16 protein-coding genes and 1 pseudogene are annotated in these 23,285 nt (G+C 71.2%); 6 read left to right on the forward strand and 11 right to left on the reverse strand.

Features of this window, described 5'->3' with window-relative positions; genetic code table 11:
- From OG736_RS39860 to OG736_RS39895, 8 genes and pseudogenes are all read right to left on the reverse strand, one after another.
- A pseudogene (locus OG736_RS39860) lies at nt 1-189 on the reverse strand (transposase); the annotation flags it as partial.
- A 132-nt stretch (nt 190-321) separates the two neighbouring features.
- Complete coding sequence (locus tag OG736_RS39865; protein WP_442817209.1) at nt 322-795, reverse strand: serine hydrolase; 474 nt, start codon at nt 793-795, stop codon at nt 322-324.
- Between the two features lie 280 nt (nt 796-1,075).
- Nucleotides 1,076-3,103 (reverse strand): HelD family protein, encoded by a 2,028-nt coding sequence (locus tag OG736_RS39870; protein WP_327186776.1) that lies wholly within the window; start codon nt 3,101-3,103, stop codon nt 1,076-1,078.
- A 570-nt stretch (nt 3,104-3,673) separates the two neighbouring features.
- Nucleotides 3,674-4,663, reverse strand: coding sequence for a zinc-dependent alcohol dehydrogenase family protein (locus OG736_RS39875; protein WP_327186777.1), 990 nt, complete (start codon nt 4,661-4,663; stop codon nt 3,674-3,676).
- Nucleotides 4,660-5,547 carry a carbohydrate ABC transporter permease gene (locus OG736_RS39880; protein ID WP_327186778.1) on the reverse strand — a complete coding sequence of 296 codons (888 nt, stop codon included), beginning with the start codon at nt 5,545-5,547 and terminating at the stop codon, nt 4,660-4,662. The genes OG736_RS39875 and OG736_RS39880 overlap by 4 nt, the downstream gene beginning before the upstream one ends.
- Nucleotides 5,544-6,503 (reverse strand): carbohydrate ABC transporter permease, encoded by a 960-nt coding sequence (locus OG736_RS39885; protein WP_327186779.1) that lies wholly within the window; start codon nt 6,501-6,503, stop codon nt 5,544-5,546. Before OG736_RS39885 ends, OG736_RS39880 begins: the two co-directional genes overlap by 4 nt.
- A gap of 79 nt (nt 6,504-6,582) precedes the next feature.
- The gene (locus OG736_RS39890) at nt 6,583-7,953 is read right to left on the reverse strand and encodes an ABC transporter substrate-binding protein (RefSeq protein ID WP_442817210.1); all 1,371 of its coding nucleotides are present in this window, start codon (nt 7,951-7,953) and stop codon (nt 6,583-6,585) included.
- 69 nt (nt 7,954-8,022) lie between these two features.
- On the reverse strand, nt 8,023-8,784 hold the full coding sequence (locus OG736_RS39895) for a DeoR/GlpR family DNA-binding transcription regulator (protein WP_327186781.1): 762 nt from the start codon (nt 8,782-8,784) through the stop codon (nt 8,023-8,025).
- A 664-nt stretch (nt 8,785-9,448) separates the two neighbouring features.
- Here OG736_RS39895 and OG736_RS39900 point away from each other — a divergent pair.
- Both OG736_RS39900 and OG736_RS39905 read left to right on the forward strand, forming a co-directional pair.
- A complete protein-coding gene (locus tag OG736_RS39900; RefSeq protein WP_327186782.1) occupies nt 9,449-10,060 on the forward strand; it encodes a flavin reductase family protein in 612 nt (203 codons plus the stop codon).
- A 24-nt stretch (nt 10,061-10,084) separates the two neighbouring features.
- Complete coding sequence (locus OG736_RS39905; RefSeq protein ID WP_327186783.1) at nt 10,085-10,489, forward strand: hypothetical protein; 405 nt, start codon at nt 10,085-10,087, stop codon at nt 10,487-10,489.
- 36 nt (nt 10,490-10,525) lie between these two features.
- Here OG736_RS39905 and OG736_RS39910 read toward each other — a convergent pair whose 3' ends face one another.
- Both OG736_RS39910 and OG736_RS39915 read right to left on the reverse strand, forming a co-directional pair.
- Nucleotides 10,526-11,500 (reverse strand): AraC-like ligand-binding domain-containing protein, encoded by a 975-nt coding sequence (locus OG736_RS39910; protein ID WP_327186784.1) that lies wholly within the window; start codon nt 11,498-11,500, stop codon nt 10,526-10,528.
- Between the two features lie 313 nt (nt 11,501-11,813).
- Nucleotides 11,814-14,069 carry an ATP-binding protein gene (locus OG736_RS39915; protein ID WP_327186785.1) on the reverse strand — a complete coding sequence of 752 codons (2,256 nt, stop codon included), beginning with the start codon at nt 14,067-14,069 and terminating at the stop codon, nt 11,814-11,816.
- Between the two features lie 844 nt (nt 14,070-14,913).
- On the opposite strand from OG736_RS39915, the gene OG736_RS39925 reads away from it, so the two are divergent.
- From OG736_RS39925 to OG736_RS39940, 4 genes are read left to right on the forward strand one after another with little or no spacing between them, the layout of a single operon-like run.
- Nucleotides 14,914-16,290 (forward strand): hypothetical protein, encoded by a 1,377-nt coding sequence (locus tag OG736_RS39925; RefSeq protein WP_327187839.1) that lies wholly within the window; start codon nt 14,914-14,916, stop codon nt 16,288-16,290.
- Entirely contained in the window at nt 16,287-17,687 is a 1,401-nt protein-coding gene (locus OG736_RS39930) for a VWA domain-containing protein (RefSeq protein ID WP_442817130.1), read from the forward strand. The genes OG736_RS39925 and OG736_RS39930 overlap by 4 nt, the downstream gene beginning before the upstream one ends.
- Before the next feature lie 43 nt (nt 17,688-17,730).
- Nucleotides 17,731-18,855, forward strand: a complete 1,125-nt coding sequence (locus OG736_RS39935) for an ATP-binding protein (RefSeq protein ID WP_267021801.1) — start codon at nt 17,731-17,733, stop codon at nt 18,853-18,855.
- On the forward strand, nt 18,852-21,659 hold the full coding sequence (locus tag OG736_RS39940; RefSeq protein ID WP_327186787.1) for a DUF5682 family protein: 2,808 nt from the start codon (nt 18,852-18,854) through the stop codon (nt 21,657-21,659). Before OG736_RS39935 ends, OG736_RS39940 begins: the two co-directional genes overlap by 4 nt.
- Here OG736_RS39940 and OG736_RS39945 read toward each other — a convergent pair.
- Entirely contained in the window at nt 21,652-23,220 is a 1,569-nt protein-coding gene (locus OG736_RS39945) for a hypothetical protein (RefSeq protein ID WP_327186788.1), read from the reverse strand. The genes OG736_RS39940 and OG736_RS39945 overlap by 8 nt on opposite strands.
- Between the last annotated feature and the right edge of the window lie 65 nt (nt 23,221-23,285).

Genomic DNA, 23,285 nt, shown 5'->3' on the forward strand with positions numbered 1-23,285 from the left:
CTTCTTCACGTCCCCGGTCTCGTCGACCACCAGCACCGCATCCTCGTCGTGCAGATGCTCCAGCACGTACTCACGCACGTCATCACGCACGCGGCCGGCATCCCACCGGGCTCGGCCGAGCAGGTGCACCAAGTCCCTCACCCGGCGCCGGGGCTCAACCCGCGCGAACCGGCCCGCTATCCGGCCCATCAGAGCCTCAAACCCCTCCTGCCGGCGGGCAGGGTCTACGCTGCGACCTGCGGCCACCGCATGATCTTCAGTCTTCACGCACCGATGATCAGCGGCGGCCGCGGCCTTCCCGCAGTCGGCCCACCAGCAAGCTCAGTCGGTCCACCAGCAAGCTCGATGTCTACGGCTGGAGTACCAAGAACGCGTCCGGCACAGTTCCTGACCCACGAGTGTGGTCATGGCCTGCTGGGTGTCCTGGCCGCCGTCACGGGTGACGTACACCACGGCGGTCCGGGTCCCGTCTCGGGTGGCGCCGCCCCAGGTGACATAGCCGAGGAGCTCGTCCCGGTGGCCGAAGCAGCTGCCGCCACAGGGCAACGGGATCTCGGCCAGACCGAGTCCATATCTCACGCCCAGCTCGGGCGCGGGCGTGGTGGTCGTCATTTCGTCGAGCTGCGCCGGAGCCAGCAGACGGCCGCCGAGCAGCGCGGCGTAGAACCGGTTCAGGTCGTGCGCGGTGCTGATGATCGAGCCGGAGCCGACGGCCATACTCGAGTTGAGCTCCGTGACGTCGATGCCGGTGTCGGTGCCGAACGCGGCGTAGCCCTGGGCGTGCGGGCCCAGGATGGACGGGAAGACGCTGAGGCTCCCCCCGGCCGGCCCCGACCAGCAAGATCACGATCTACGGCTGGAGTATTGGTTCTCCTGGCCGGCGTGAGCGATGCCACGAAATCTTGACTCTCGTCTCCGGTCGGCGCCCCTGCGCCCCGTCAGGCCGCTCAGGCGCAGGATGCGGCGCGCTCGCTGAGCGCGGTCCCGCGGCCTCCCGGTGGTCCGCTTCGGCAGACCAGGGCGTACTCGCCGACAAGCCGGGTGCGCCCGCGGTGACGACGCGGGCGCCGAGTCGTCACGCGGGCTGGACGGTGATCGTGCAGAGGCGCTTGGTGGCCCGGGTCAGGGCTACGTACAAGTCCCTCTCCCCACCGGGGCGGGCCGTGATGATTTCCTCGGGGTTCATGACGACGACCCCGTCGAACTCCAGGCCGCGTGCTTCGGACGCCGGCACGATGCGTGCGTGGTGAGCGATGCCCTGGGCCGTCAGCTCGCTCACCCTGGTGTCCGCGCAGATCACTCCCAGAAGCTCGCCCGGGTGCGCGGTGCTCTGGGCGCGGAGTTCCTGAACGACGGTGGTGACCAACCCGTCCGGAGGTGGGGTCACGGTGCGAGGGCTCTCACCGCTCCGCAGTGACCGTGTGGGCTTCTGGTCCGGAGCGATCCGCGTGAGCAGGTCCCGGACGCTCTCCAGGATCTCCTGCGTGGTGCGGTAGCTGACGGTCAGGTTGTGCAGTTCGAACCGCGGTCCGACGTGGGGGCTCAGCGCCTCCTTCCAGTCGCGTGCTGTCGCGACCGGGCCCGCCTGGGCGAAGTCACCCACCAGCGTCATCGCCCTTGCCGGGCAGCGGCGGACGATCATCCGCCACTGCATGGCGGTCAGTTCCTGCGCCTCGTCGACGACGACGTGCCCGTACGTCTGCTCGAGGGGGCCGTCGACCAGGCTCGCCGCCTCGTCCAGCAACGGCACATCGGCATCGGTCCACGGGGCGTCCGGGCCGCGCAGCAGAAGGGACCGCTCCTGTGCGGTCAGGCGGGGCAGGTACTCGGCGAGAGCGCCGGCGTTGGTCAGGAGCGCCTTCACGAGGTCACCGGGTGCCAGCCGCGGCCACAACACCTCGACCGCTCGGTCGACGCCGGCGTCGTCGAGGAGATCGGCCCGGAGGGCGTCCAGGTCCAGCTCGTGGACCGGACCCGAGTCGGCCGCACCTTCGGCACGGCGCTGGGCGGCTCCCGTGAACCGGTCGAGGTTGATGCCCGTCATCTTTTCGGCATCGGCGTCGATCTGCTCCAGGAGGTCGCCCATGTCCCGTTGCATCGCGTCGGTGACGGCGTCGACCAAGAGCTCTTTGAACACCTGGCGCGCGGGGTTGTGCCCCGGCGCGGCTGCCACGGCGGTGTCGCGTGCCGTGGCGACTTCCTCGCCGGACAGGTGAACCAGTTCCTGTCCGACCCGCACGGTGAAGTCACCGGCGGGGGCTTGGTGGACGCGCAGCAGGCCGGCCAAGGCGTCGGCGAGGTCGGAGCTGCCCTTGAGGCGCGCCGTATCGAACGGGTCCACCGCGTCCGTGGACACTCCGGCCAGTTCCCGGCAGGTCGCCAGAACGACGTCGTTCTCTCCGAGCGAGGGAAGGACCTGGGAGATGTAGTCGAGGAACCGGGCGTTCGGGCCCACCACCAGGACACCCTCCTCCGCGGCGCGCGGGAACGCGTACAGGACGTAGGCCGCCCGGTGCAGGGCGACCACCGTCTTGCCGGTACCGGGCCCGCCCTGCACCACGGTCACCCCGCGGTGGGCGGAGCGGACGATCTCGTCCTGCTCGGCCTGCAGCGTCGCGACGGCCGCGTGCATCCTGCCCGTACGCCGTGCCGACAGAGCCTCGGTCAACGGGCCGTCCCCCACGACGTCCTCGTCGGTCGGGGCGGTCCCGTCCAGCAGTTCGTCGCTCACCGAGATGACCGTGCGCTCCTCGAGGCGCAGGTGCCGGCGCCGCCGCAGGTCCATCGGGTGGACCGGTGTCGCCTCGTAGAAGGGCCGCGCCGCGTTCGCGCGCCAGTCCACGAGCAGAGGCAGGTCATCCTCCTCCGTATGCAGTCCGATCCGCCCGATGCGCAGGGCCGTGCCATCCGTCCAGTCGATGCGCCCGAAAACCAGCCCCTTTTCGGCGCCCTCCAGTCGGCCGATTTCCTTGGCCAGACGCTCGGCGGCGATTTCTCTCTCGTATGCCTCACCGGCGCTTTCCGCCGGGGCCTTCAGCACACTCGCTCGGTGTACTCGCGCCTCGGAAAGCCGCTCGGTGAGCAACTCATATAAGGAGGACACATAATCCCGCTCCGATTCAACCGCACGCGCAGCAGGATCATTCATTTTCGACAACAGGGGGCTCCTTCGATTCGAGCCACACCCTACGGTCGAATTTCCCTGAAGGTAAGTCTTGACTTACTTGATGAGCCATGGCCCTACGGCTGAATTCATGACGGCTGGCCTTCTGGCGTATCGTGCATTCCGCCGTTCCGTATATCGCTAATTGCGCTCCCGATGCCCGTCTGCCTCAGGGCGAGCCCGTCCTTGCATGCCGGCGATGTTTTGCCGCGCTCGGGAAAGGGGGAAGATCCGGCGAGGCGACCGGGCCATCGCGCTCACTGCCAGGGGGCATCTCGTCGCTTCGTCTGGCGACCCGACCGAGGAGACGAGCACGGAATGGGTCGAGCCTCGACCGGTTCACCACTGCGCGACCCGTGCCGACACCTGGTCCGGCACTCGAACGTCCCGAGAACCACCGGCCTCTCAGAACGCCCTCGATGACGGATCAGGGGCCCCAATGAGGTGGGGCCCCTACCGCCGTTCAGGTCAGGTCCACGTCCGGCTCCGTCCGTCCGTGCCGGCGAGCGGTCAGGGCAGCACGATGATCTTGCGGCCCTGACCGGCGGCGAACTGGTCCAGTGCCTGCGGGTACTCGGTCAGCGGCATCCGGTGGCTGATGAAGACCTGGGGATCGAGCACTCCGGTGGCGAACAGTTCCGCCGCACGCTCGTAGCTGTGCAGCACAGCCATGGAGCCCGTGATGGTGATCTCCTGGTTGTAGATGCGGTACGGGGAGATGGTGGCCGTCGTGGCGTAGTCGGAGACCCCGAACTGCAGGAACGTGCCGGCTTTGGCGACTCGATCGAGGCCGTCCTGGATGGCGGCGGCGTTGCCGGTCGCGTCGATCACCACGTCCCAGCCGGCCGGCCGACCCAACTCGTCGGCCGAGAGCGCCGACCGGGAACACCCCAGCTTCTCAGCCGTCGCCAGTCGCTCCGGGTTGATGTCGACGACGTCGACCGAGGAGGCGCCGGTGCGCTTGGCCAGCTCCAGCATCATCAGCCCCATCGTCCCGCTGCCGTAGATGAGCACGCGGGAGGCGAGGCGACTGCGCAGGACGTCGTAGCCGCGTACGGCGCACGACAACGGCTCGATCAGCGCCGCGTCCTGGACATCGACGTGGTCCGGCAGTCGTACGCAGTTGGCGACGGGTGCCACGGCGTACTCGGCGGCGCCACCGGCCACGGTCACGCCGATCGCCTGCCACCGGTCACAGAGGTTGTTGCGTCCGGCCCGGCAGTAGCGGCACTCGTTGCAGTACAGCGAGGGGTCCACGGCGACCCGGTCACCGATCGCGAGTTCGGTGACCTCGCTGCCGAGGCCCACGATCTCACCGGCGAACTCGTGGCCCGGCACGACCGGCAGGGTCGGTGCGAACTCCCCTTGGAGGATGTGCAGGTCGGTGCCGCACAGTCCGCAGGCCGCCACATCGACCACGACTTCGCGCGGCCCGGGTGTGGGGTCGGGCACCGTGGTGACGGTGACCTTGCCGGGAGCTTCGATGAGGGCGGCTTTCATTTGACTGCTCCTAGGGAGAGGCCGCGGACCAGTTTGTCCTGGGCGGCGAATCCGGCGATGAGGACGGGCAGGGAGACCAGCGTGGCCGCCGCGCACAGGCGGGCGAGGAAGAGGCCTTCGTTGGTGATGAAGCCGACGAGGAAGACGGGCGCGGTGGATGCCTGGGTGGCGGTGAGGTTGACGGCGAACATGAACTCGTTCCAGCTGAAGATGAAGCAGATCAGCGAGGTGGCGGCGAGTCCGGGCAGGGCGACGGGTGCGACGACCCGCCACAGCACGGTGAGCAGGCCCGCGCCGTCGACCTCGGCCGCCTCCAGGATCTCCTTGGGGACCTCGGCGAGGAACGAGCGCATCATCCAGACCGCGATCGGGAGGTTCATGGCGGTGTAGAGGACGACCAGTGTCCACACGTTGTCGAGCATTCCGGCGTCCTTGACGATCAGGTACACCGGCAGCAGGGCCGCGATGGCGGGGAGGAACTTCGTGGACAGGAAGAAGAACATGACGTCGGTCCATTTCTCGACCGGCTTGATGGACAGCGCGTAGGCCGCCGGCACCGCCAGGGCGAGGACGAGCAGGGTCGAAAGGACGCTGGCCATGGCCGAGTTGAGGAGGAAGGGGGTGATGTCGCGGCTGAACAGCAGCTTGTACTGGTCGAAGGTGACCGGGGCGAAGGGGGTGGGCGGGTTGGTCGCCGCGTCCGCCTCCTGATGGAAGGAGGTCAGCACCATCCAGGCCACCGGCGCGAAGAACGCGAGCGTGGCGAGCCAGGCGACGAACGTCCACAGCGGCGACAGCTTCGGCGCACCGCCGTGGTCGTCGTTGCGGCGGCGCAGGAGCTTGGTGAACCTGCCGGTTGCGGCGAGGGCTGCGTGAGCGGTCATCGGGATGTCTCCTCGCGGAAGAGCGACGCGATGGTGCGCAGCGCGAAGGTCGCGATCACGATCGAGCCGAGGACGACGACGACACCGGCGGCGGCTGCCTCGCCGTACTCGTACTTGCGGAACATGGTCAGGTAGATCTCGTAGGGCAGGTTGGTCGTCTGCGAGCCGGGGCCGCCCTGGGTGATGGTGTAGACCGCGTCGAAGGTCTGCACGACGTAGATCGTGCCGAGCAGGACGCCGAGTTCGATGTACTGGCGCAGGTGCGGCAGCGTGATGAAGCGGAAGGTCGCCGACGCCGACGCCCCGTCCATGCGGGCCGCTTCCAGGACGTCACCGGGCTGCGCCTGGAGGCCGGCCAGGAGGATCAGCATCATGAACGGGGTCCACTGCCACACCAGCGACACCACGACGGCGGGCATCGGATACGACGAGATCCAGTCGACCGTGGGGCCGTTGTCCGCGCCGAAGAACCGGTAGACGGCGTTCAGGGTGCCGTTGAGCAGGCCGTAGTCGGGGTTGTAGATGGCGTGTTTCCACAGCAGTGCCGCCGCGACCGGCATCACGAGGAACGGGGCGATGAGCAGCGTGCGGGCCAGACCGCGGCCGGCGAACCGGCGGTCGAGCAGCATGGCCAGGCCGAGTCCGAGGATCACGCTGATGACCACCACCGAGGCGGTGAGGACGACGGTGTTGAGCACGGCCGTGCGCAGCCGTTCGTCGGTGAAGACGAACGAGAAGTTGGACAGTCCGACGAAGTGCCGCTCGCCCGGCTTGAGGATGTTCCACCGGAAAGTGGAGATGACGATCGTGGCCACGAACGGCAGCTGCGTGACGACGATCGTGAACACCAGCGCGGGCAGCAGCGGGAGACGTCGTCGCCACTTGCCGACTCCGGTGGACTTCCGGGTGCGGGCGGGTGGTGGTGCGGTCCTGGGGGGTGCGGTGAGCGTGGTCATGAGACTTTCCTCTGCCGGTGAGGGCCGGGGTTCGGGGAAGCGGCGCCCGGCCGACGCGGGGCCGGCCGGGCGGCGAGGGTCACTTCCGGTAGGTCTTGGCGACGTCCTCGGCGAGCTTCTGGCCGTCGTCGAGTGCCTTGTCCACGCTGGTCTTGCCGGCGATGGCGGCGGAGATCTCCTGGGTGACCTTGGTACCCAGGTCCTGGAACTCGGGGATGGCCACGTACTGGATGCCCACGGTCGGGCGGGGCTGGACGCCCGGGTTGGCCGGGTCGGCTCCCTCGATGGACTTCAAGGTGATGTCACCGAACGAGGCGGCGGCCTTCTGGTACTGCGGGATGTCGTACGTGCTGGCCCGCTTGCCGGCCGGGACACGCGACCAGCCGAGCTTGGCTCCGACGAGGTTCTCGTACTTCTTGCTGGAGGCCCACAGCATGAACTGCGAGGCCGCGTCGGCGTTCTTCGTGGTCTTGGGCATGGCCCAGGCCCAGGCCCACAGCCAGCCGCTGCTCCTGGTCTCGACGGTCGGCGCGTAGGCGTAACCGACATGGCCGGCGATCTTGCTGGAGGCGGGGTCCTCCAGTGACCCGGCGGCGCTGGTCGCGTCGTACCACATCGCGACCTTCTTCTGGCTGAGCGCGTTCAGGCACTCGGTGAATCCGGCCTGCGGGGCGCCCGCCTCACCGTGCTTCCTGACCAGGTCGACGTAGAAGTCGGTGGCCTTCTTGAACGCGGGGCTGTTGACCTGCGCCTCCCAGTCCTCGGTGAACCACGTGCCGCCGAAGGTGTTGACCACACTCGTCAGCGGCGCGCCGAGTTCGCCCCAGCCGGCCAGCCCGCGCAGGCAGATGCCCTTCATACCGGGCTCGGCGCCGTCGACCTTGGCCGCGATGTCGGCGATCTGCTGCCAGGTCGGGTGCTCGGGCACCGTGATGCCCTTCGCGCTCATGACGTCCTTGTTGTACATGAGCATCGACGACTCGCCGTAGAACGGCAGGGCGTAGAGCTTGCCGTCGGAGCCGGACAGCGACTGCACCATCGGCTTGAGCAGGTCGGCCTTGTCGAAGCTGGTGTCCTTGTCGGCGTAGGAGCCGAGCTCGTGCAGCCAGCCGTTCTTGGTCCAGATGGGCACCTCGTAGGCGCCGATGGTGGCGACGTCGTACTGGCCGGCCTGGGTGGCGATGTCCTGGGTGACCTTGTCGCGCAGCTCGTTCTCGGGAAGTACCGTGAAGTTGACCTTGATCCCGGTGTCCTTCGTGAACGTGCTCTTGGTCAGCTTCGCGATGTCCTCCATCTGCGGGTTGCCGACCATCAGCACGTTGATGCTCTTACCGCCGTCCGAGGATCCCCCGGCACCGGCACCGGCCCCGGAACAGGCGGTGGCGAGCAGGGCGGTGGCAGCGGCGCCGGCTATGAGAACGTGTCTTGTCGATCGCATGACTGACTCCAGGGAGTGTTCGAGGGCATGGGGAACCAGGACCCCGGCCTTACGAGGTGGGAAGGGGCGATGAACTGCGGCTCAGGCCTGGATGACCTGGGGACCCAGCAGTGCGTAACGGTGGGCCTCGGAAGCGGGTAGTCCCGTGTCGGTGACGATGGCCTCGAAATCCATGACCCTCGCGAATCGGCAGAAGCTCACGGCACCGAATTTCGTGTGGACGCCGGAGAACACCCGGCGTTTGGCGACCCGCATGACCTCGGCCTTCACCTCGCTGACCGCGGGGTCGGGGGTGGTGAGGCCGTACTCACGGGATATGCCGTTCGCGCCGACGTACGCCAGGTCGATGACGAAGCCGGACAGCATGCGGGTCGCCCAGTGGTCGACCGTGGCCAGAGTCCCACCGCGCACCCGGCCGCCGAGCAGCAGCACGGCGATGTTCTCGTCGGAAGCCAGGGCACCCGCTGTGGACAGCGAGGAGGTGACCACGGTCAGTGGCCTGTCCCGGGGGAGGGCGGCGGCGATGAGCTGCGGGGTGTAGCCCTCGTCGATGTAGACGGTCTCGGCGTCTCCGAGCAGTCCGGCCGCGGCGGCCGCGATCCGGGACTTCTCGGGAACGTGCATGGTGGTACGGAAGGCGAGTGTGGTTTCGAAGCCCGCACTCTCCACGGGATGTGCGCCGCCATGGGTACGCCGGACCAGCCCGTGCTCTTCGAGCAGCTTCAGATCGCGCCTCACGGTCTCCTTGGAGACCCCCAGATCAGCGGCGAGCTTTCCGACATCCACGGATCCGGTACGGCGTGCCGTTTCCAGGATTCCACGTCTGCGCTCATCGGCGTCCACGACGACACCTCCGTTTCACGGCTCCGCATGCTCTGCCAGCCGGCGTCGGCTGTTTCCGGAGCCCTGCCCGTTCGGGCTCCTGAGGCAATTTCTACAAGGCGGCCGCTCGGCTGAACAGGTTCCTCGCACAGCACTTCATGACCGAATGTGCCCGTTTCTCGAAGGCCGGAGACCCTGGACGATGCGGCTGAAGGGGTGCGGGCGAAGGGGGCCGCTGCCCGTTCGTCTGCCGGGCGTGCCCGTGTGCTGCCCGTTTCCCAGCCGGATCCGGACACCGGACCGGGATCCGGTACGGCAATCTCTGGGTGGCCGTGCGCAGGCCGCCCCCACCCAGACCTCGGGGCCCGCACAAGACGGCGCCGACGGGGAGCGCCGCATGGGCGACGGGTGGCCCGGGTGGTGCACGGGCGGCAGGTGATGCGGCCGGGCGGCGGACCTTGACGAACTCCGGCCACCGCAATCGCTCGCGTGTGTCGTCAGTGTCCTCCTGCCGGCGGTCCGCGCCGGCCTCCAGGCCGAATCGGTCGGAGAACATGCGCAGGCAGCCCGCCGGGCGCTCGGCTCGGATCCTTCCGACACCCGGGACGTTCCTCGGCTTTCGCGGCTGGGCCATGCCGCTGACCTGGTGAGATGGTCTGCGGCCCGCCGCGGGATACTGATCGGCATGCGCATCGATCTCGATCCCCGGGCCATGGACGTCAGCGAGTTCTACCGGCTTCTGACCGCAGTGGTGGTGCCCAGGCCGATCGCCTGGGTCTCCACGGTCTCGGCAGTAGCCCCATTTGGTGCGAACCTCGCTCCGCACTCCTTCTTCACCGTCGCCTGTACCGACCCGCCGATCGTCCAGTTCACCTCCGTCGGGCGCAAGGACTCGCTGCGCAACGTCGAGGCCACCGGCGAGTTCGTGGTCAACTTCGCGTCCGAGCCGCTCTTCGACCAGATCAACGCCACCGGCACCGACTTTCCCGCGCACGAGGGCGAGTTCGACGCGGTGGGCATCGAGAAGGAGCCCTCGCTGCGGGTGAAGCCGCCCCGTGTGGCAGCCTCCCCGGTGGCTCTGGAGTGCCGGCTGCACTCCACGCTCCGTATCGGCAACTCCACGCTGGTCCTCGGCGAGGTCGTGCACGCCGCCGTGCGCGAGGACGTCGTCGTCGACGGACACCCCGACATCCGGCTCCTGCGGCCGCTGGCCCGGCTGGGCCGCAACGAGTGGGGCACCGTCGGAGAGATCCACGACCGGGCCCGTATCGCCTACCGCGACTGGCCACCCTCCTGACCGGTCCGCTCCTATAGTCGAAGCATGACCAGATCCAGTACGAGATCCGGGACGAAGGCCGCGACGCGGGACGTGACGCGAGCCGTGGACGGCGCCGAAGGTTCCTGGCGTTCGCTGTGGTCGAAGAACTCGGCGTTGTCGATCGGCTCCGTCGACTCGTTCCTCTCCGTCGGCTCCGTGGGCAGCTCCCTGTCCGTCGCCTCGGTCGGCAGTTTCCTGTCCGTGGGGTCGGTGGGCTCCGCCGTGTCCTTCGTCTCCGCGGGCTCCTGGCTGAGCGCGGGTTCGGTGCTGTCCGCCCACTCGACCGGCTCGGTACTGTCCTGGCGCTCCCGCGGAGGCCTGTGCGCCATCGGCACGGCGGCGGCCACGGTCGCCGGGACGGCGCTGCTGTACACGTGGACGACCGGCCGAAGCCGTGTCCCGAGGTGATGTGAGCCGTTCCTGGTCGCGCGCGAGGACGGCCGGTCAGCCGGTCGGGAGCAGCTCGTCCCGCGCCCCGCGCCACTCACGGGGGGAACGCCCGTAGGCGGCGCGGAACACTCGGCTGAAGTGGGCCGGGTTGGCGAAACCCCAGCGCTGGGCGACCGCCGACACCGTGGGAGCCGTCGCTTCGGGCCGGTGCAGTTCCCGGGCGCACCGCTCCAGACGGCGCCGCTGGATCAGCCGGGCCACCGTGATGCCCTCGCCCTCGAACAGCCGGTGCAGATAGCGCACGGAGATGTGGTGCGCCGCCGCGACGGTCTGCGGGGAGAGGTCCGGATCGCCGAGGTTGCGGTCGATGTGGTCGCGGACCCGCAGGACGAGGTGGTCCCCCGGGTTCCCGTCCGGTGTCGCGTCGTCCTGGGTCCGCTCCTCGACCAGGGTGGCGAAGAGGTCCACGACACCGGTTGCCAGCCTGGTGGCGACGGCCGGGGCGCAGGGCGGGACCGAGGCGGTGAGCGAGCTCAGGAAGTTCACCAGCAGGGCGCCGAAGCCCGTCGTCCCGGCGATCGCGGTCCCGGTCACCCGGCGCAGGTCCTCCTCCGGCAGGCCGAGCGCCCGCCGCGGCAGGTGGACGACGTGGGTGGTGAAGCGCCCCGGGAAGTCCAGGGAGTACGGCCGCCCCGTGTCGTAGACCATGAGGTCGCCCTCGCCCACGAAGGCCCGTCCGCCGTCCTGGATCAGGGTCGCCGTACCCGCCGTCTGCACCCCGACCGCCACGCACGCGGCGGCCGGGTCCGCGCCGGTGAGGTGCGCCGGAGTGCGGCTCAGGCGCTGCGCGTCGGCCTCGATCGTGGCGATGCGCAGGTATCCCAGCCGCTCGGAGCAGACCCGACCCTCGAACGGACCGTCCTGTCGCGCGGTGACGGCCGTCGGCACCAGCGCTCTGCCCAGGGCGTCCCGCCAGTACGCGAGCCGCTCCCCGTCGGGAACCGCAGCGGTCGTCAGCACCAGGGCCACCTGGCTCTCCTCTCCACCTTTGCGAATCGGGCGGGGAGTGGGCGACGGCGGCCCGATTCTCCCTGCCTTCATCAGCCAACCAGCGGTTCTCGGCGGGCTCCAGGCAGGAAGCAGGCAGAATCACGGACCGCACCGGTACGGTCGTCCGCCGTGCGCTGAGAGAACAGCGCGGTGCGCTCCGGGACAAGACGCTGGGGAGCCCGCGGGAGCAGGATGGGCGGCACGGCGAGGGGCCTCGCCCGTCGACGGCGTGTGCCGTCCCCGCCCCCGTCCTCGTGTCGCGGCGGACCGGGGACGGGAGCGGGGCGCTGGTTCAGGGCGTGTCGAGACGGGCGAGGAGCTCGCGGGCCTCGGCGACCGGTCGCGGATCGGCATGGACACCCAGGGAGACACAGCGCGCGAAGGCCGCGCGTGCCTCCGTCGGGCGTCCGGCGGACAGCAGCGCGTTGCCCAGGTGGACGAGTTGACGGCTCTCCAGGGCGGTGTTGCCGCTGGCCCGGCAGATCGCGACGGCGGTGGTCAGCTGGTCCACCGCCTCCGGCCAGCGCTCCAGCACGCCGAAACTGCTGCCCAGGCCCGCGTGCAGCCCGATCCGGGTGATGTCGGCGATGTGCGGTTCCAGCCGGTCGCTGACCTGTTCCAGCAGGGCGAGCGTGTCCCGGTAGAACGCGTGCGCCTCCTCGGTCAGACCCTGTTTCTCCAGGACGATGGCACGCCCGTGCCGGGCCTGGAGGCCGCCGTGCAGGTCACCGACGGTTTCGAAGAGGTGGGCGGCACGCTGCATGTGGTCCGCGGCGGGACCGAGGTCGGTGATCTGCTGCAGCGCCCAGCCCTGGTACATGTGGGCCCAGGCCTGCTGGCCCGCGTCGCCCGCCCGCTCCGCTGCGGCCAGGGCCTCGGCGGAGCGCAGCAGACTGTCCTGGTGGCGGCGCTCGCACACGAGGAGCGCCCAGGCGTGGTAGTTGAGCTGGGTGGCCTCCAGCGCCGGATCGCCCAGGGCCCGCGCGCAGCGGGCGGCCGTGCCGAAGACCTCGGGCCAGTGTCCCCAGAAGATCCACTGGTCGGAGAACCAGTGCAGGGCCTCGGCCACCTCCACCACGGTCGCGTGCTCACCGGCGGCCTCGGCCGCGCGCAGAGCGGCCAGCCAGTTGTCGCCCTCCGCCTGAAGCCAGGCACGGGCCCGGCCCGCGGTGGACAGGTCGACCGTTCCCCGCCAGGTGGGCGGCGGAGCGCCGTGGCCCGGCTCGAACCAGCGGCCCGCGACGACCGCGGTCTCCAGCAGCCAGCGGAAGAGCTCCGTGCGGGCCCGGTCCACGTCCCGCGAGCTCTCCTCGGCCTCGAGGCGGGTGCGGGCGTACAGCCGCAGCAGGTCGTGCAGGCGGTAGCGGTCACCGTCCGTTCCCAGCAGCCCGGTCTCGACCAGCTCCTCCAGGGTGTCCTCGGCGTCGAACACCGGCTGGCCCGTGAGCCGGGCGGCGCCCGGTGCCGCCGTGTCCTGGCCGGGGACCATGGCGAGACGCCGGAACAGCCGGGCGGCCGAGGGAGTCAGCTGACGGTAGGACAGGTCGAAGGCGGCGGCCACCCGTACGTCCCCGGCGGCCAGCGCCTCCAGCCGCCGCTCCTCGACGGCGAGGCGGTCCGCCAGTCGGCGAACGCTCCAACCGGTGCGGGTGGCCAGCCAGTTGCCCGCCACCCGCAGAGCGAGCGGCAGGTGCCCGCAGCGCTCGGCGACCGCGCGGAGGGCGGCCGGATCGGCGTCCGCCCGATCGGCTCCGACGAGGGAGGTCAGAAGCGCGGCGGCCGCCGCGGGGTCCAGTTCACCGAGCGGCAGCCGGTGCACACTGTCCAGCCCGGTCAGCATGCGACGGCTCGTCACCACCACCATGCCCGCCCCCGCGGCCGGCAGCAGCGGACGCACCTGCCCCTCGTCGCGCGCGTTGTCCAGGACCAGCAGACAGCGCCGCTCCGCCAACAGCTGCCGGTACAGCTCCGGGTGGCCCTGCGGCCCGGCCTGGGAGAGTTCCCGGTCGGACACCTGCAGGGCCTTGAGCACCCGCAGCACCAGTTCGGCGGGACCGGGCGGATCGCCGTCGGTGCCGCGCAGGTCCAGGACCAACTCCCCGTGCGGAAACCGGTCGGCGAGACCACGGGCCGCGTGCAGCGCCAGCGTCGTCTTGCCCGTGCCCGGCGGCCCGGACACCGCCACCACCACCGGCTGGGCGACGGCTTCCTGCTCCGCGAGCGCCGCCAGCCGCGCCAGCTCCCCCTCCCGGCCGACGAAGTCGTCGACTCCGCGCGGGAACGCCCGCACCCCCACCGGGCGGTAGCCTCCGTCGCGCCCGGCCCGCGCTGCCGTGAGCAGCCGCTCCCGCGGCGCCTCGGCCAGGCCCAGACCGTCCGCGAGCGCGGCGACCGTCCGCCGCTGCGGAGCCGCCCGCCGCCCGCGTTCCAGGTCCCCGATGCCCCGCACGCTCACGCCCGACGCCTCCGCCAGGCCCTCGATGGTCTGTGACGCGGCCAGCCGAAACTCCCGCAGCAGCGCTCCGAACGCCGCCTGCTCCCCGCTCAACCCCGCCCCTTCGTACCCATCCACACCGACATGCCCCCGCCGTCGCCCCCGGGCATGATCATCCGAATTCTAGAAGAGCCGGGACGTCCGGGGCCGCGCCGACCGGCATACGGACGGGGTCCTGCCGTGGTCACGCACGGCGTGCTCCCGTCCTCCCGTCGACGCGGACGGCGTTGTCAGTGGTCGCCGGTAAGTTCGTCGTTGTCGCACCGAATCCGGCGCGACAACCCCCCTGTGCTGCGCCGATTCGGCGTGCGGAGCCCTGTGCCGCAAAGGAGCTGGTGCGTTGTCCGACTGGGAGAATTCGAGTACGGCCCGGGTGGTGCCGCCCGCACGGCCCCGCAAGCTCGCCAAGGTTCCCTTCGTCGAACTGGCCGACGGACGCCTCCAGGGCGTCGTCTCCAGCGGCTCGGACATCGAGCGGGTGTACGTCTCGTCGGTGGCCGCCGGCAATTACGCCTTCGCGTGCAGCACCAACAACAACCGTCCCTGCGGCGGCGCGCGGGGCTCGTTCTGCAACCACATCCGTGCGCTGGTCACCGAGGCCGTGCTCCAGTACGGCGCCGACCGCGTCGCCCGCTACCTGCGCGTCGAGCCCACGGGCGGTGAGCCCGACGCCGCCGCCCTCACCGCCGCGATGACCGGCACCCACCCACCCCAGGCGGACGGCAAGTCGGCCGCCGCACCCGTCTTCAGCCGGTTCCTGCGCCACCTGGCCTACCTGGAACTGCCCGCGGTCACCGCCCCGCTCCCGGAGCTCCAGTGGTTCCCGCCGACCCGGGCGACGGACGCCCCGCAGACACCCCGCGGCGAGCGCGGCACGACCGCGGCGGAACACGCCGACCTGCTCACCGCACCCGTCGAGGGACTCGGCGAGGCCCTGGCGGCGATCGACGCCTTCGACCGGACCCTGGTCGCCGGCCTGCTGCGCCCCCGGCCCGAGCAGATGGACGATCTCACCGTGCTCGCCCGCGCCGTCGCCGGCAGCCCGCCTGCCGCCCGGGTCGCCGAGGCCGCCGCGAAGGCCGCCGCCGGAGCCGCGAGCGAGCACCACTTCGTCACCCTCGCCGCCGCCCGCACCGCCCTGTTCGGCGCCGTGCACGACGCCCTCACGGTCGGCGTCGACGAGGTGACCGGCCGCACGCGCGAGGAGCGGACGGCCGAGGCCCCCGCCGCACGGCCGACGGTGAACCTGCTGGCAGCCGCCCGCACCTGGCTTTCGGACCTCGCGCGCACCGGCTGGCAGGGCATCGACCACGAGCTGGCCGGCGGAGCCGCACCCATCGTCTCCGCGATGCTGCCCGACCCCGAACTGCGCCGGCTGGCCACGCTGCTCGACGGATTCGCCGCCGAACTCGCCGCCTCCTGCCCCGGATCGGCCCTGGACAGGATCCCCGCACGCCGCTGGGGCGACCTGTGGTCCCGCGCCCTGCTGCTGACCATGCCCGGCGCCACCGACCGGCCCGCCGTCACGGCCGCCACCGGCCGTCTGCTGCCGCTCGGCCTCGACCTGCACGAACACGCCACCGCCGTGCAGGCCCAGGTCCACGCGGTGTTCGAACCCGCCGACGGCACCGCACCCCGGCTGGTCCGTGCGAGCGTCTCGGTGCCCAAGCCGGACACCGTCGTCGCGGCGGGCGTCTGGCAGCTGCTGCGGCCACACCTGTCGCTGCTCACCGCCCTCGGCGAGGGCCGGGCGATGGACCTCGACGCCATGCCCCTCACCGACGAGGGAGACCTCGTCTGGGACGACGCCCGGGCCCGCGCGGGCGAGCCCGCCGACGCCCTCGCCACCGCGCGGGTCGTCCTGCCGACCGCCACCGCCCTGCCCACCGCCCCCCTGGACCGCCACCCCGCGCGCCTCGCCGAGCCGGTGTTCCTGGAGGGCTACGACAGCGGACAGGACGGCGACACGCTCACCTTCACCTTCGCCGGACACGCGCTCCCCGTCGACACCGACCGCATCCCGACCGCGAGCCCGCTCACGCCCGAGGCCGTCGCGGCCTCCCGCGCCTGCGTGGGCCTGCTGCGCTGGGACGGCGGCGGCTTCCGTCTCCAGCCGCTCGCGGTGGAGACCACCGTGCGCAAGAAAGCCGTCGCCCTGCACGCGGGAGCGTGGGCCGGCGGCACCACCGACAAGACCGGCGTCCGGGCCGAGAAGGCCGCCACCGACGCCGTGACCGTCCTGCGCGAGCGGGCGGGAAGGCTGCTGCGGAAATGAGCGACCCCATGCCGGAAGCCGTTCCCGACGACAACCGTCGCCAGGTCCTCTACTGGCGGCTGCTGGCCCGCCTCTTCGACCCCGAGGAGCAGGCCGGCCTGGAATCGGCGAGCCTCGCCGTCGTCGAGGACATCGGCCTGCCGCCCGCCCTGCTGGACCCGCAGACCTCCGTCGACTCCATCGTCCAGCGGCACCCCGAACTGGCGGCGGAATTCGACGGGTTGATGGTTCCCGGCATCGACCCGGCCCCCGACACCGCCGACGACAGCGACAGCGAGGCTACGGCCGACGAGGACGTGCGTGACCGTGCGGCGGAGGTGCGGCGCGCGGCACTCGTGTCCAAGGTGCTGCTGAACGTCTTCTCCACCGGCTCGGGGGCCGTCAGCGCCGGACAGCTGTCCCGCTGGCAGAGCGACGCCGGCTGGCTGGAGCGCGCCCTCGGCAGCCGGCCGGGGGAGTTGCGCGGCGGTCGCGGCACGACACCCGACACCGGCGGGCTCGTCCCCGGTCTGGGCCCGGAACTCGGCGCCATCGAAGCGGACCTCGTCCGGCGCATGCATCTGCGGGAAGTGCTCGCCGACCCCGAGCTCGCCGCGCGGCTCACCCCGAGCATGTCGCTGATCGAGCAGTTGCTGCGCGACAAGGGCAACCTCTCCGGCGTCGCCCTCGCCAACGCCAAGTCGCTGATCCGCCGTTTCGTCGACGAGGTCGCCGAAGTGCTGCGCACCCAGGTGGAGAAGACCACGGTCGGCGCGCTCGACCGCTCGGTCCCGCCCAAGCGGGTGTACCGCAATCTCGACCTCGACCGCACGATCTGGAAGAACCTCACCAACTACAGCCCCGAAGAGGAACGCCTCTACGTCGACCGCCTCTACTACCGCCACACCGCCCGCAGGACGACCCCGCAGCGGCTCATCGTGGTCGTGGACCAGTCGGGCTCGATGGTCGACTCCATGGTCAACTGCACCATCCTGGCGTCGATCTTCGCCGGACTGCCCAAGGTCGACGTGCACCTCATCGCGTACGACACCCGCGCCATCGACCTCACCCCCTGGGTGAACGAGCCGTTCGAGGTGCTGCTGCGGACCAAGCTGGGCGGCGGCAACGACGGCCCCGTGGCCATGGCCATGGCCCGCCCGAAGATCGCCGAGCCCAAGAACACCGTGCTGGTGTGGATCTCCGACTTCTACGAGTTCGACCGCTCCCAGCCGCTGTTCGAGGGCATCGAGGAAGTCCACCGCTCCGGCGTGAAGTTCATCCCCGTCGGCTCGGTGACCAGCTCCGGCCGGCAGGAGGTCAACCCCTGGTTCCGGGAGCGGTTCAAGACCCTCGGCACACCGGTGATCTCCGGCCACATCGACAAGCTCGTCCACGAACTCAAGACGTTCCTCACCTGACCCGTCCGTCCCTCGACACACGTACCTCTTGGAAAGGCCCTCGATGACCGACCTGCTGCGCGCCCCCGCCGAGCTCAAGTACGCCGAGGAACTCGACTGGCTGGAGTCGATCGACGACAACCCCAAACCGTTCTCCTGGCGGCTGTCCCCGAAGATGGTCCGCCTGTTCGTCCTGGGCTCCGAGCGCGCCGACGGCCTCGACCGGGAGATCGCGCCGAAGTGGTTCGGCGACCGCAGCTTCGTCGAGCGCTCCATCGTCACCCTCGCCTCCGACCGTGGCCTGCTCCTCATCGGTGACCCGGGCACCGGAAAGAGCTGGCTGGCCGAGCTGCTGTCCGCAGCGATCTCCCGCAACTCCACGCTGGTCGTGCAGGGCACGGCGGGCACCACCGAGGACCACATCAAGTACTCGTGGAACGTCTCGATGGTCATCGCCAAGGGCCAGTCACGCGAGTCGATGATCCCCTCGCCGATCATGACCGCGATGGAGACCGGCGCGATCGGCCGCTTCGAGGAGCTCACCCGCTCCACCAGCGACGTCCAGGACGCGCTGATCTCGATCCTCTCCGAGAAGTACATCTCGGTCCCGGAACTGGGCAGCGACCAGGACAGCGACAACATCGTGTTCGCCAAGCCCGGTTTCTCGGTCATCGCCACCGCCAACAGCCGGGACCGGGGCGTCAACGACCTCTCCTCGGCGCTCAAGCGCCGCTTCAACTTCGTGCGGATCCCCGTGGTGACGAACAAGAAGAGCGAGGCGGAGATCGTCCGCTTCCGAACCGAGGAACTGCTGCGCCGCCACCGGATCGAGCTGGACGTCCCGCCGACCCTGCTGGACGTGCTGCTGCGCAGCTTCGCCGACCTGCGGGCCTCGTCGGCCGCCGCCGGCAGTGACGACGAGAAGCTGGAGTCCGCCCTGTCCACGGCCGAGCAGATCGGTGTCCTGGAGGACGCCATCCTGCACAGCAACTTCTTCGGCGAACGCGCCCTCACCGCCCACACCCTCGCCTCCTCCCTCGTCGGTTCCCTGGCCCGGCGCGCACCGGAGGACCTCGCCATCCTCAACAAGTACCTGCACGGCGTCGTCGAACCGCGCAGCAAGGAGGAGGGGGGCTCCTGGCCGGAGTTCCTCGAGGGCGGCCGCGACGCGATCGCGACCCTGTCGTGACCGCGACCGCCGAGGGCACGTTCACCGCCCTGCGCACCCAGCTCCAGGACGCCGCCACCACGTTCGCCGACGGTCCCGCGGCGCTGGAGGGCATCCTGCGGGGCATCGTCGACGACGTCGAGCGCGCGGTGAGCGAACCCCTGGAGATCTTCCCGGTCTGCCACCACTCACCGGCCTCCGCCATCGCGATGGCGCGCCGGCTGCGCGAGAAGCAGCCGAGGACGATCTACCTCGAGCTGTGCGAGGACATGGCGCCCCTTCTCACCGAGCTGCGCAACTGCCGTCTGCCGGTGGCCGTCCAGTCCTTCGCGAGCGAGATCGAGGGCTTCCCCGCCGACTGGGCGCCCCTCTCGGTGGTCGCCCCGGTCACCGAGGCCTCCGCCGAGTACCAGGCCATCGCCTACGCGCTCGACACTCCGGGCGTCGAACTCGTCCTCGTCGACCGCTCCTCGGACCATGTCTTCCAGTGGGAGACCGGACCCGACGCCGAAGGCGAGCGCGACGGCGATCCCGACGCTCCGGAGGCAGCGGAGCAGACGGCCCTGCACGGCGACGCCGTCGGCGTGGAGATCGGCGACCTGCGCCCGCGCTTCGCCGAACTGGAGGAGCACCTGCTCCGCCACGGCCGGGTACGGCACTGGTCGGAGTGGTGGCACCAGTACGTCGAACTGCCCCTCGGCGACAGCGACCACGACACCTACCGCCAGGTGATGCTGCTCATCGGCAGCCTCTTCCGGCGCCTCGCCCCCGGCGACCCCCGCAAGGTACGGGTGGACGAGGACCGCGAGCGGTACATGTGGACGCGGATGCGCGAACACCTCGCCGCCACCGGCACCGACCCCGCCGACTGCCTCTACGTCTGCGGCGCCTTCCACGCGGCCAGCCGTGTCGCGGAGTTCGGTGTGCACGGCAGCGACACCTTCACCATCAGCCCGCCGAGCGGCACCGAGTGGCGGCACGGCCTGATCCCGTCCAGCCACGGCGCGATCGAAGCGCAGTTCGGACTGGCCGCGGGTTCGGTGTCCATCGCCGCGACGGAATGGGCGAAGAACGTCAGGCGCACCGGCGTCCGACCGTTCCGCCTGGAGGGCCAGGCGGGCACGAGGAAGAGTGCGAAGCCGAGGAAGGCCCTCGCCCCGACGTCCCCCGGGCCGGCCGGCCCGGCCGCCGACCGGCTCACGGGATTCCTCCAGCGGCCGCCCGCCCTCGACGCCCTGGACGAGGCCGAACTGCTCGGCTGGTCCGTGGAGATCGTGCGCGCCGCACGCCGTAACGGGTACCTCGCCTCCACCGCCGACGCCATCGCCGTCTTCGAGACGTCGATCCTGCTGGCCGGGATGCGCGACCGCGCCAAGCCGACGCCGTACGACTTCCAGGACGCGGCCGTCACCTGCATCGAGAAGGACGCCGTACCGGGCCGGCGGGACGTGGGCCGGTTGGTCGAGATCATGATGGGCGGCGACCGTGTCGGTCAGGTCGGCTACGACGCGCTGCCGCCGCTGGCCCGTGACGTGCACGACCGGCTCGCACCGCTGGACCTGAAGCTCCAGCAGCGCGGAGTGCAGCGCGCGCTGCTCGACATCGCCTCGCGGCCGGAACTGGCGCGCTGCTCCGACCTGTTGTGGATGCTGCGCCGGCTGCTGCCGCAGGGCGCGGCCCGGCCCATCATGGGCGAACGCCGCCTCGGCGAACAGCCCATCCAGGAGTCCTGGGACCTGGCCCTCGGCACCCATCAGCGCGCCCTCATCGAGCTGGGCTACGAGGGCGTCAGCATCGAGCAGGTTCTCGAACAGCGGCTGCGGCGCGCCGCGTACGCCCCCCGGGCGACGGCGGCGCAGGTCCTCGAGGCCGTCGAGGACGCCACGCTCTACCTGCGCAGCCGTCGCCTCGCCGACGAGCTCGGCACCCGGGCCCTGGAGGTCCTGGCGAGCGAGCGCAGCGTCGACGGCGCGCCGGAGGTGCTGCGCCGGGTGCGCCGGCTGCTGGCCCACTACCGGACCGCCGAGCCGGTGCTCCCGCCCTGGATCGAGTCCTTCGTCAAGACCGGCTATGCGCACTACTGCACCCTGCTGCCGACGGCGTTCACCGACGACGACGCGACGGTCCGTCAGGTCGCGGCGATGCTGGGCTTCCTGTTCGGCATGGAGGGCCTGGCGCTGTCCCTGGGCTGCGACCGCACCCAGCTCGAACTGGCCCTCGCCCAGTCCCACCCGACCGAGCCGTCCCGCAGCGCACTGCTGTGGGCGGCGCAGACCCACCTGGGCACCCTGCCGAGGACGGCCCTGCAGGAGCGCTGCGCGGAGCTGCTCGGCAACCCGCTGGTGGTGCCCGCCTATCCGCGCTATCTCAGCGGGTTCGTGCACGCCCTGGAACCGGTGCCGGGCCTGGCCGACTTCGTCGTCGAGGCCGTGTCGAACGCGTTCGCCCGGCTCCCGGACTCGGTGCTGCTGCCCTGGCTGCCGACCCTCATCGGCACCCTGCGGGCCGGTGGCGCCGAACATGCCCCGCTGCTGATCCGCGAGGCGGGCCGGCTCCTTCCCGCCCGGCTCACCGAGCTGGACTCCTGGGTACCGCCGTGGCGCCTCCCGCAGGGACTGCCCCGCGTGCCGGTGGAGTCGGTGGCGAGCACCGGGGGCGGCCTGCCGCTCCTCGCCGCGCACCCGGCGACCTGCGACGCGCTGGCGGCCCTGCTGGGCTGCGACGGGACGTGGGAGAGTCCCGCCGTCGGGTCGTCCGGAGCGACCCTGCTGGCCCGGTATCCGCAGACCGCGCGGGCGTTGGAGGCGCTGCAGGCTCTCAGCTGACCGGCAGAGCCCTCACCAGGGCGCGGAGGGCGCCCTCGGCCAGGGCCGGGTTGGCGGCGGCGTGGTGGGCCAGCTCCTCGTCGTCGAGGAGCTGCGCCAGCCGGGAGGGCGGCAGGTTCGGGTGGCGGGCGAAGGCCGCCCGGACGGCGGGTTCGGGGTCCCGGGTGAGTCGTGCCACGGTGGCCGGCGGGGTCCCGGGGTCGCGCGCGGCGAGGGCCCGGACTGCGGGGTCCTCGTCGTCGGCGTGGGCGGCGAGCCCGTGCGTGGGGAAGTTCGGCCGGGTGACGAGGTGGGCGCGCTCGGGCCCGGTGTACTCCAGGAAGCCGCGCAGCAGGAGGGCCGCCGGGACGTCCGGCTGGTTCTGGGCCAGCAGGACGCGGACGCCGAGGTCGTCGTCGGCGGCCAGCCGGGCCACGAGGTCGGGCGGCAGGGTGCGCTCTCGCGCCGCCTCCCGGCGCAGCATCGGGTGACCGGAGAGAGCGTCCCGGCGGACGGTCTCGGGGTCCCGCGGGAACAGCCGCTCGGGGTAGAAGCAGAACGGCTCGTCCAGGGGGACCTCGTAGTCGATCGCGGCCCGTTCCTCCTCGGTCCACGCGGGGTGGAGGGACACGGACAGCCGGACCTTCGGGTCGGGATCGGCCGCGAGGGCACGGAGTTCGTCGTGGTCGAGGTCGCGGTGGCGGGCGACCGTCCGGCGTACGTCGGGTTCGGGATCGGAGACCAGCGCGCGGCGTTCGACGGGACCGAGGTCCGTGCGGCGCGCGATGTGCCACCGGACCTCCGGGTCGGGATCGGCGGCCAGCAGGACCACGACGTCGGGCGGGAGACTCGGGTTGCCCGCGATCATCTGTCGGTCCTCGGGACCGGCCGGAGCGGTGAGGACGCGGTCCACGACGGCCCTGCTGAGAGCGTCGTGGAGCAGTGCGCCGGTGCGGGCGTGGCAGGACCGGTCGGGCAGCACGCTCTCCACCCACACCGGATCCTCGTGGCGCAGCCGGTCCTGCGCGCGCCTGCGCACCTCGTCGTCGGGGTCCGCCAGCAGCGCGGCCCGCGTCTTCGCGTCCTGCCAACCCCACATGCCGACTCCCCAGGCGCGGACCTTCGCGTCCGGATGCGTTGCCATGGAGCGGCGCAGCGCGAGGGAGAACTGCCGGTAGAAGGTGCCGCCCAGGTGCTCCGGATCGTAGGTGTTCATCATGTGGACGACGGTGTCGTCGGGCAGCGGCCGGGGCTCGGCGGGGGCGGTCACCCGTGGGGCCTCGGCGAGATGGGCGCGAACGAACCAGTGCGGATCGTCCACCAGCCGCACCCGCTGGGCCGGGGCGACGTGCGGATTGCGGGCGAAGAAGCTACGGGTGCGGTGGTCGGGATGTTCGATGACGGCGTCGACGACCGCCTCGGGCAGCACCCGGTCCCGGCACAGCACCATCCGTACGGCGAGCGGCGCCTCCGCCAGCAGGTGCAGCAGGACGTCCTGCGGAGCCGAGGGGTTGAGGGCGATTCCGGCCAGGCGCCGGGTGGCGAGATCGGCGTCCTCCCAGATCTGCTCCGGTGTCGGCATGCGTCGAATTCCCCCAGGTCGCGATCGGGCCCCCTGCCGAGGACAGGGGGCCCATGACCTTAACC

Origin of the sequence: Streptomyces sp. NBC_01334 (assembly GCF_035983595.1) — a bacterium.
GTDB lineage: Bacteria > Actinomycetota > Actinomycetes > Streptomycetales > Streptomycetaceae > Streptomyces > Streptomyces coriariae.

Excerpts from the sequence above, each read along its gene's own strand:
- OG736_RS39875 (WP_327186777.1), bottom strand. The coding sequence starts at position 4,663 with ATGAAAGCCGCCCTCATCGAAGCTCCCGGCAAGGTCACCGTCACCACG.
- OG736_RS39880 (WP_327186778.1), bottom strand. The coding sequence starts at position 5,547 with ATGACCGCTCACGCAGCCCTCGCCGCAACCGGCAGGTTCACCAAGCTC.
- OG736_RS39885 (WP_327186779.1), bottom strand. The coding sequence starts at position 6,503 with ATGACCACGCTCACCGCACCCCCCAGGACCGCACCACCACCCGCCCGC.
- OG736_RS39900 (WP_327186782.1), top strand. The coding sequence starts at position 9,449 with ATGCGCATCGATCTCGATCCCCGGGCCATGGACGTCAGCGAGTTCTAC.
- OG736_RS39905 (WP_327186783.1), top strand. The coding sequence starts at position 10,085 with ATGACCAGATCCAGTACGAGATCCGGGACGAAGGCCGCGACGCGGGAC.
- OG736_RS39930 (WP_442817130.1), top strand. The coding sequence starts at position 16,287 with ATGAGCGACCCCATGCCGGAAGCCGTTCCCGACGACAACCGTCGCCAG.
- OG736_RS39935 (WP_267021801.1), top strand. The coding sequence starts at position 17,731 with ATGACCGACCTGCTGCGCGCCCCCGCCGAGCTCAAGTACGCCGAGGAA.
- OG736_RS39945 (WP_327186788.1), bottom strand. The coding sequence starts at position 23,220 with ATGCCGACACCGGAGCAGATCTGGGAGGACGCCGATCTCGCCACCCGG.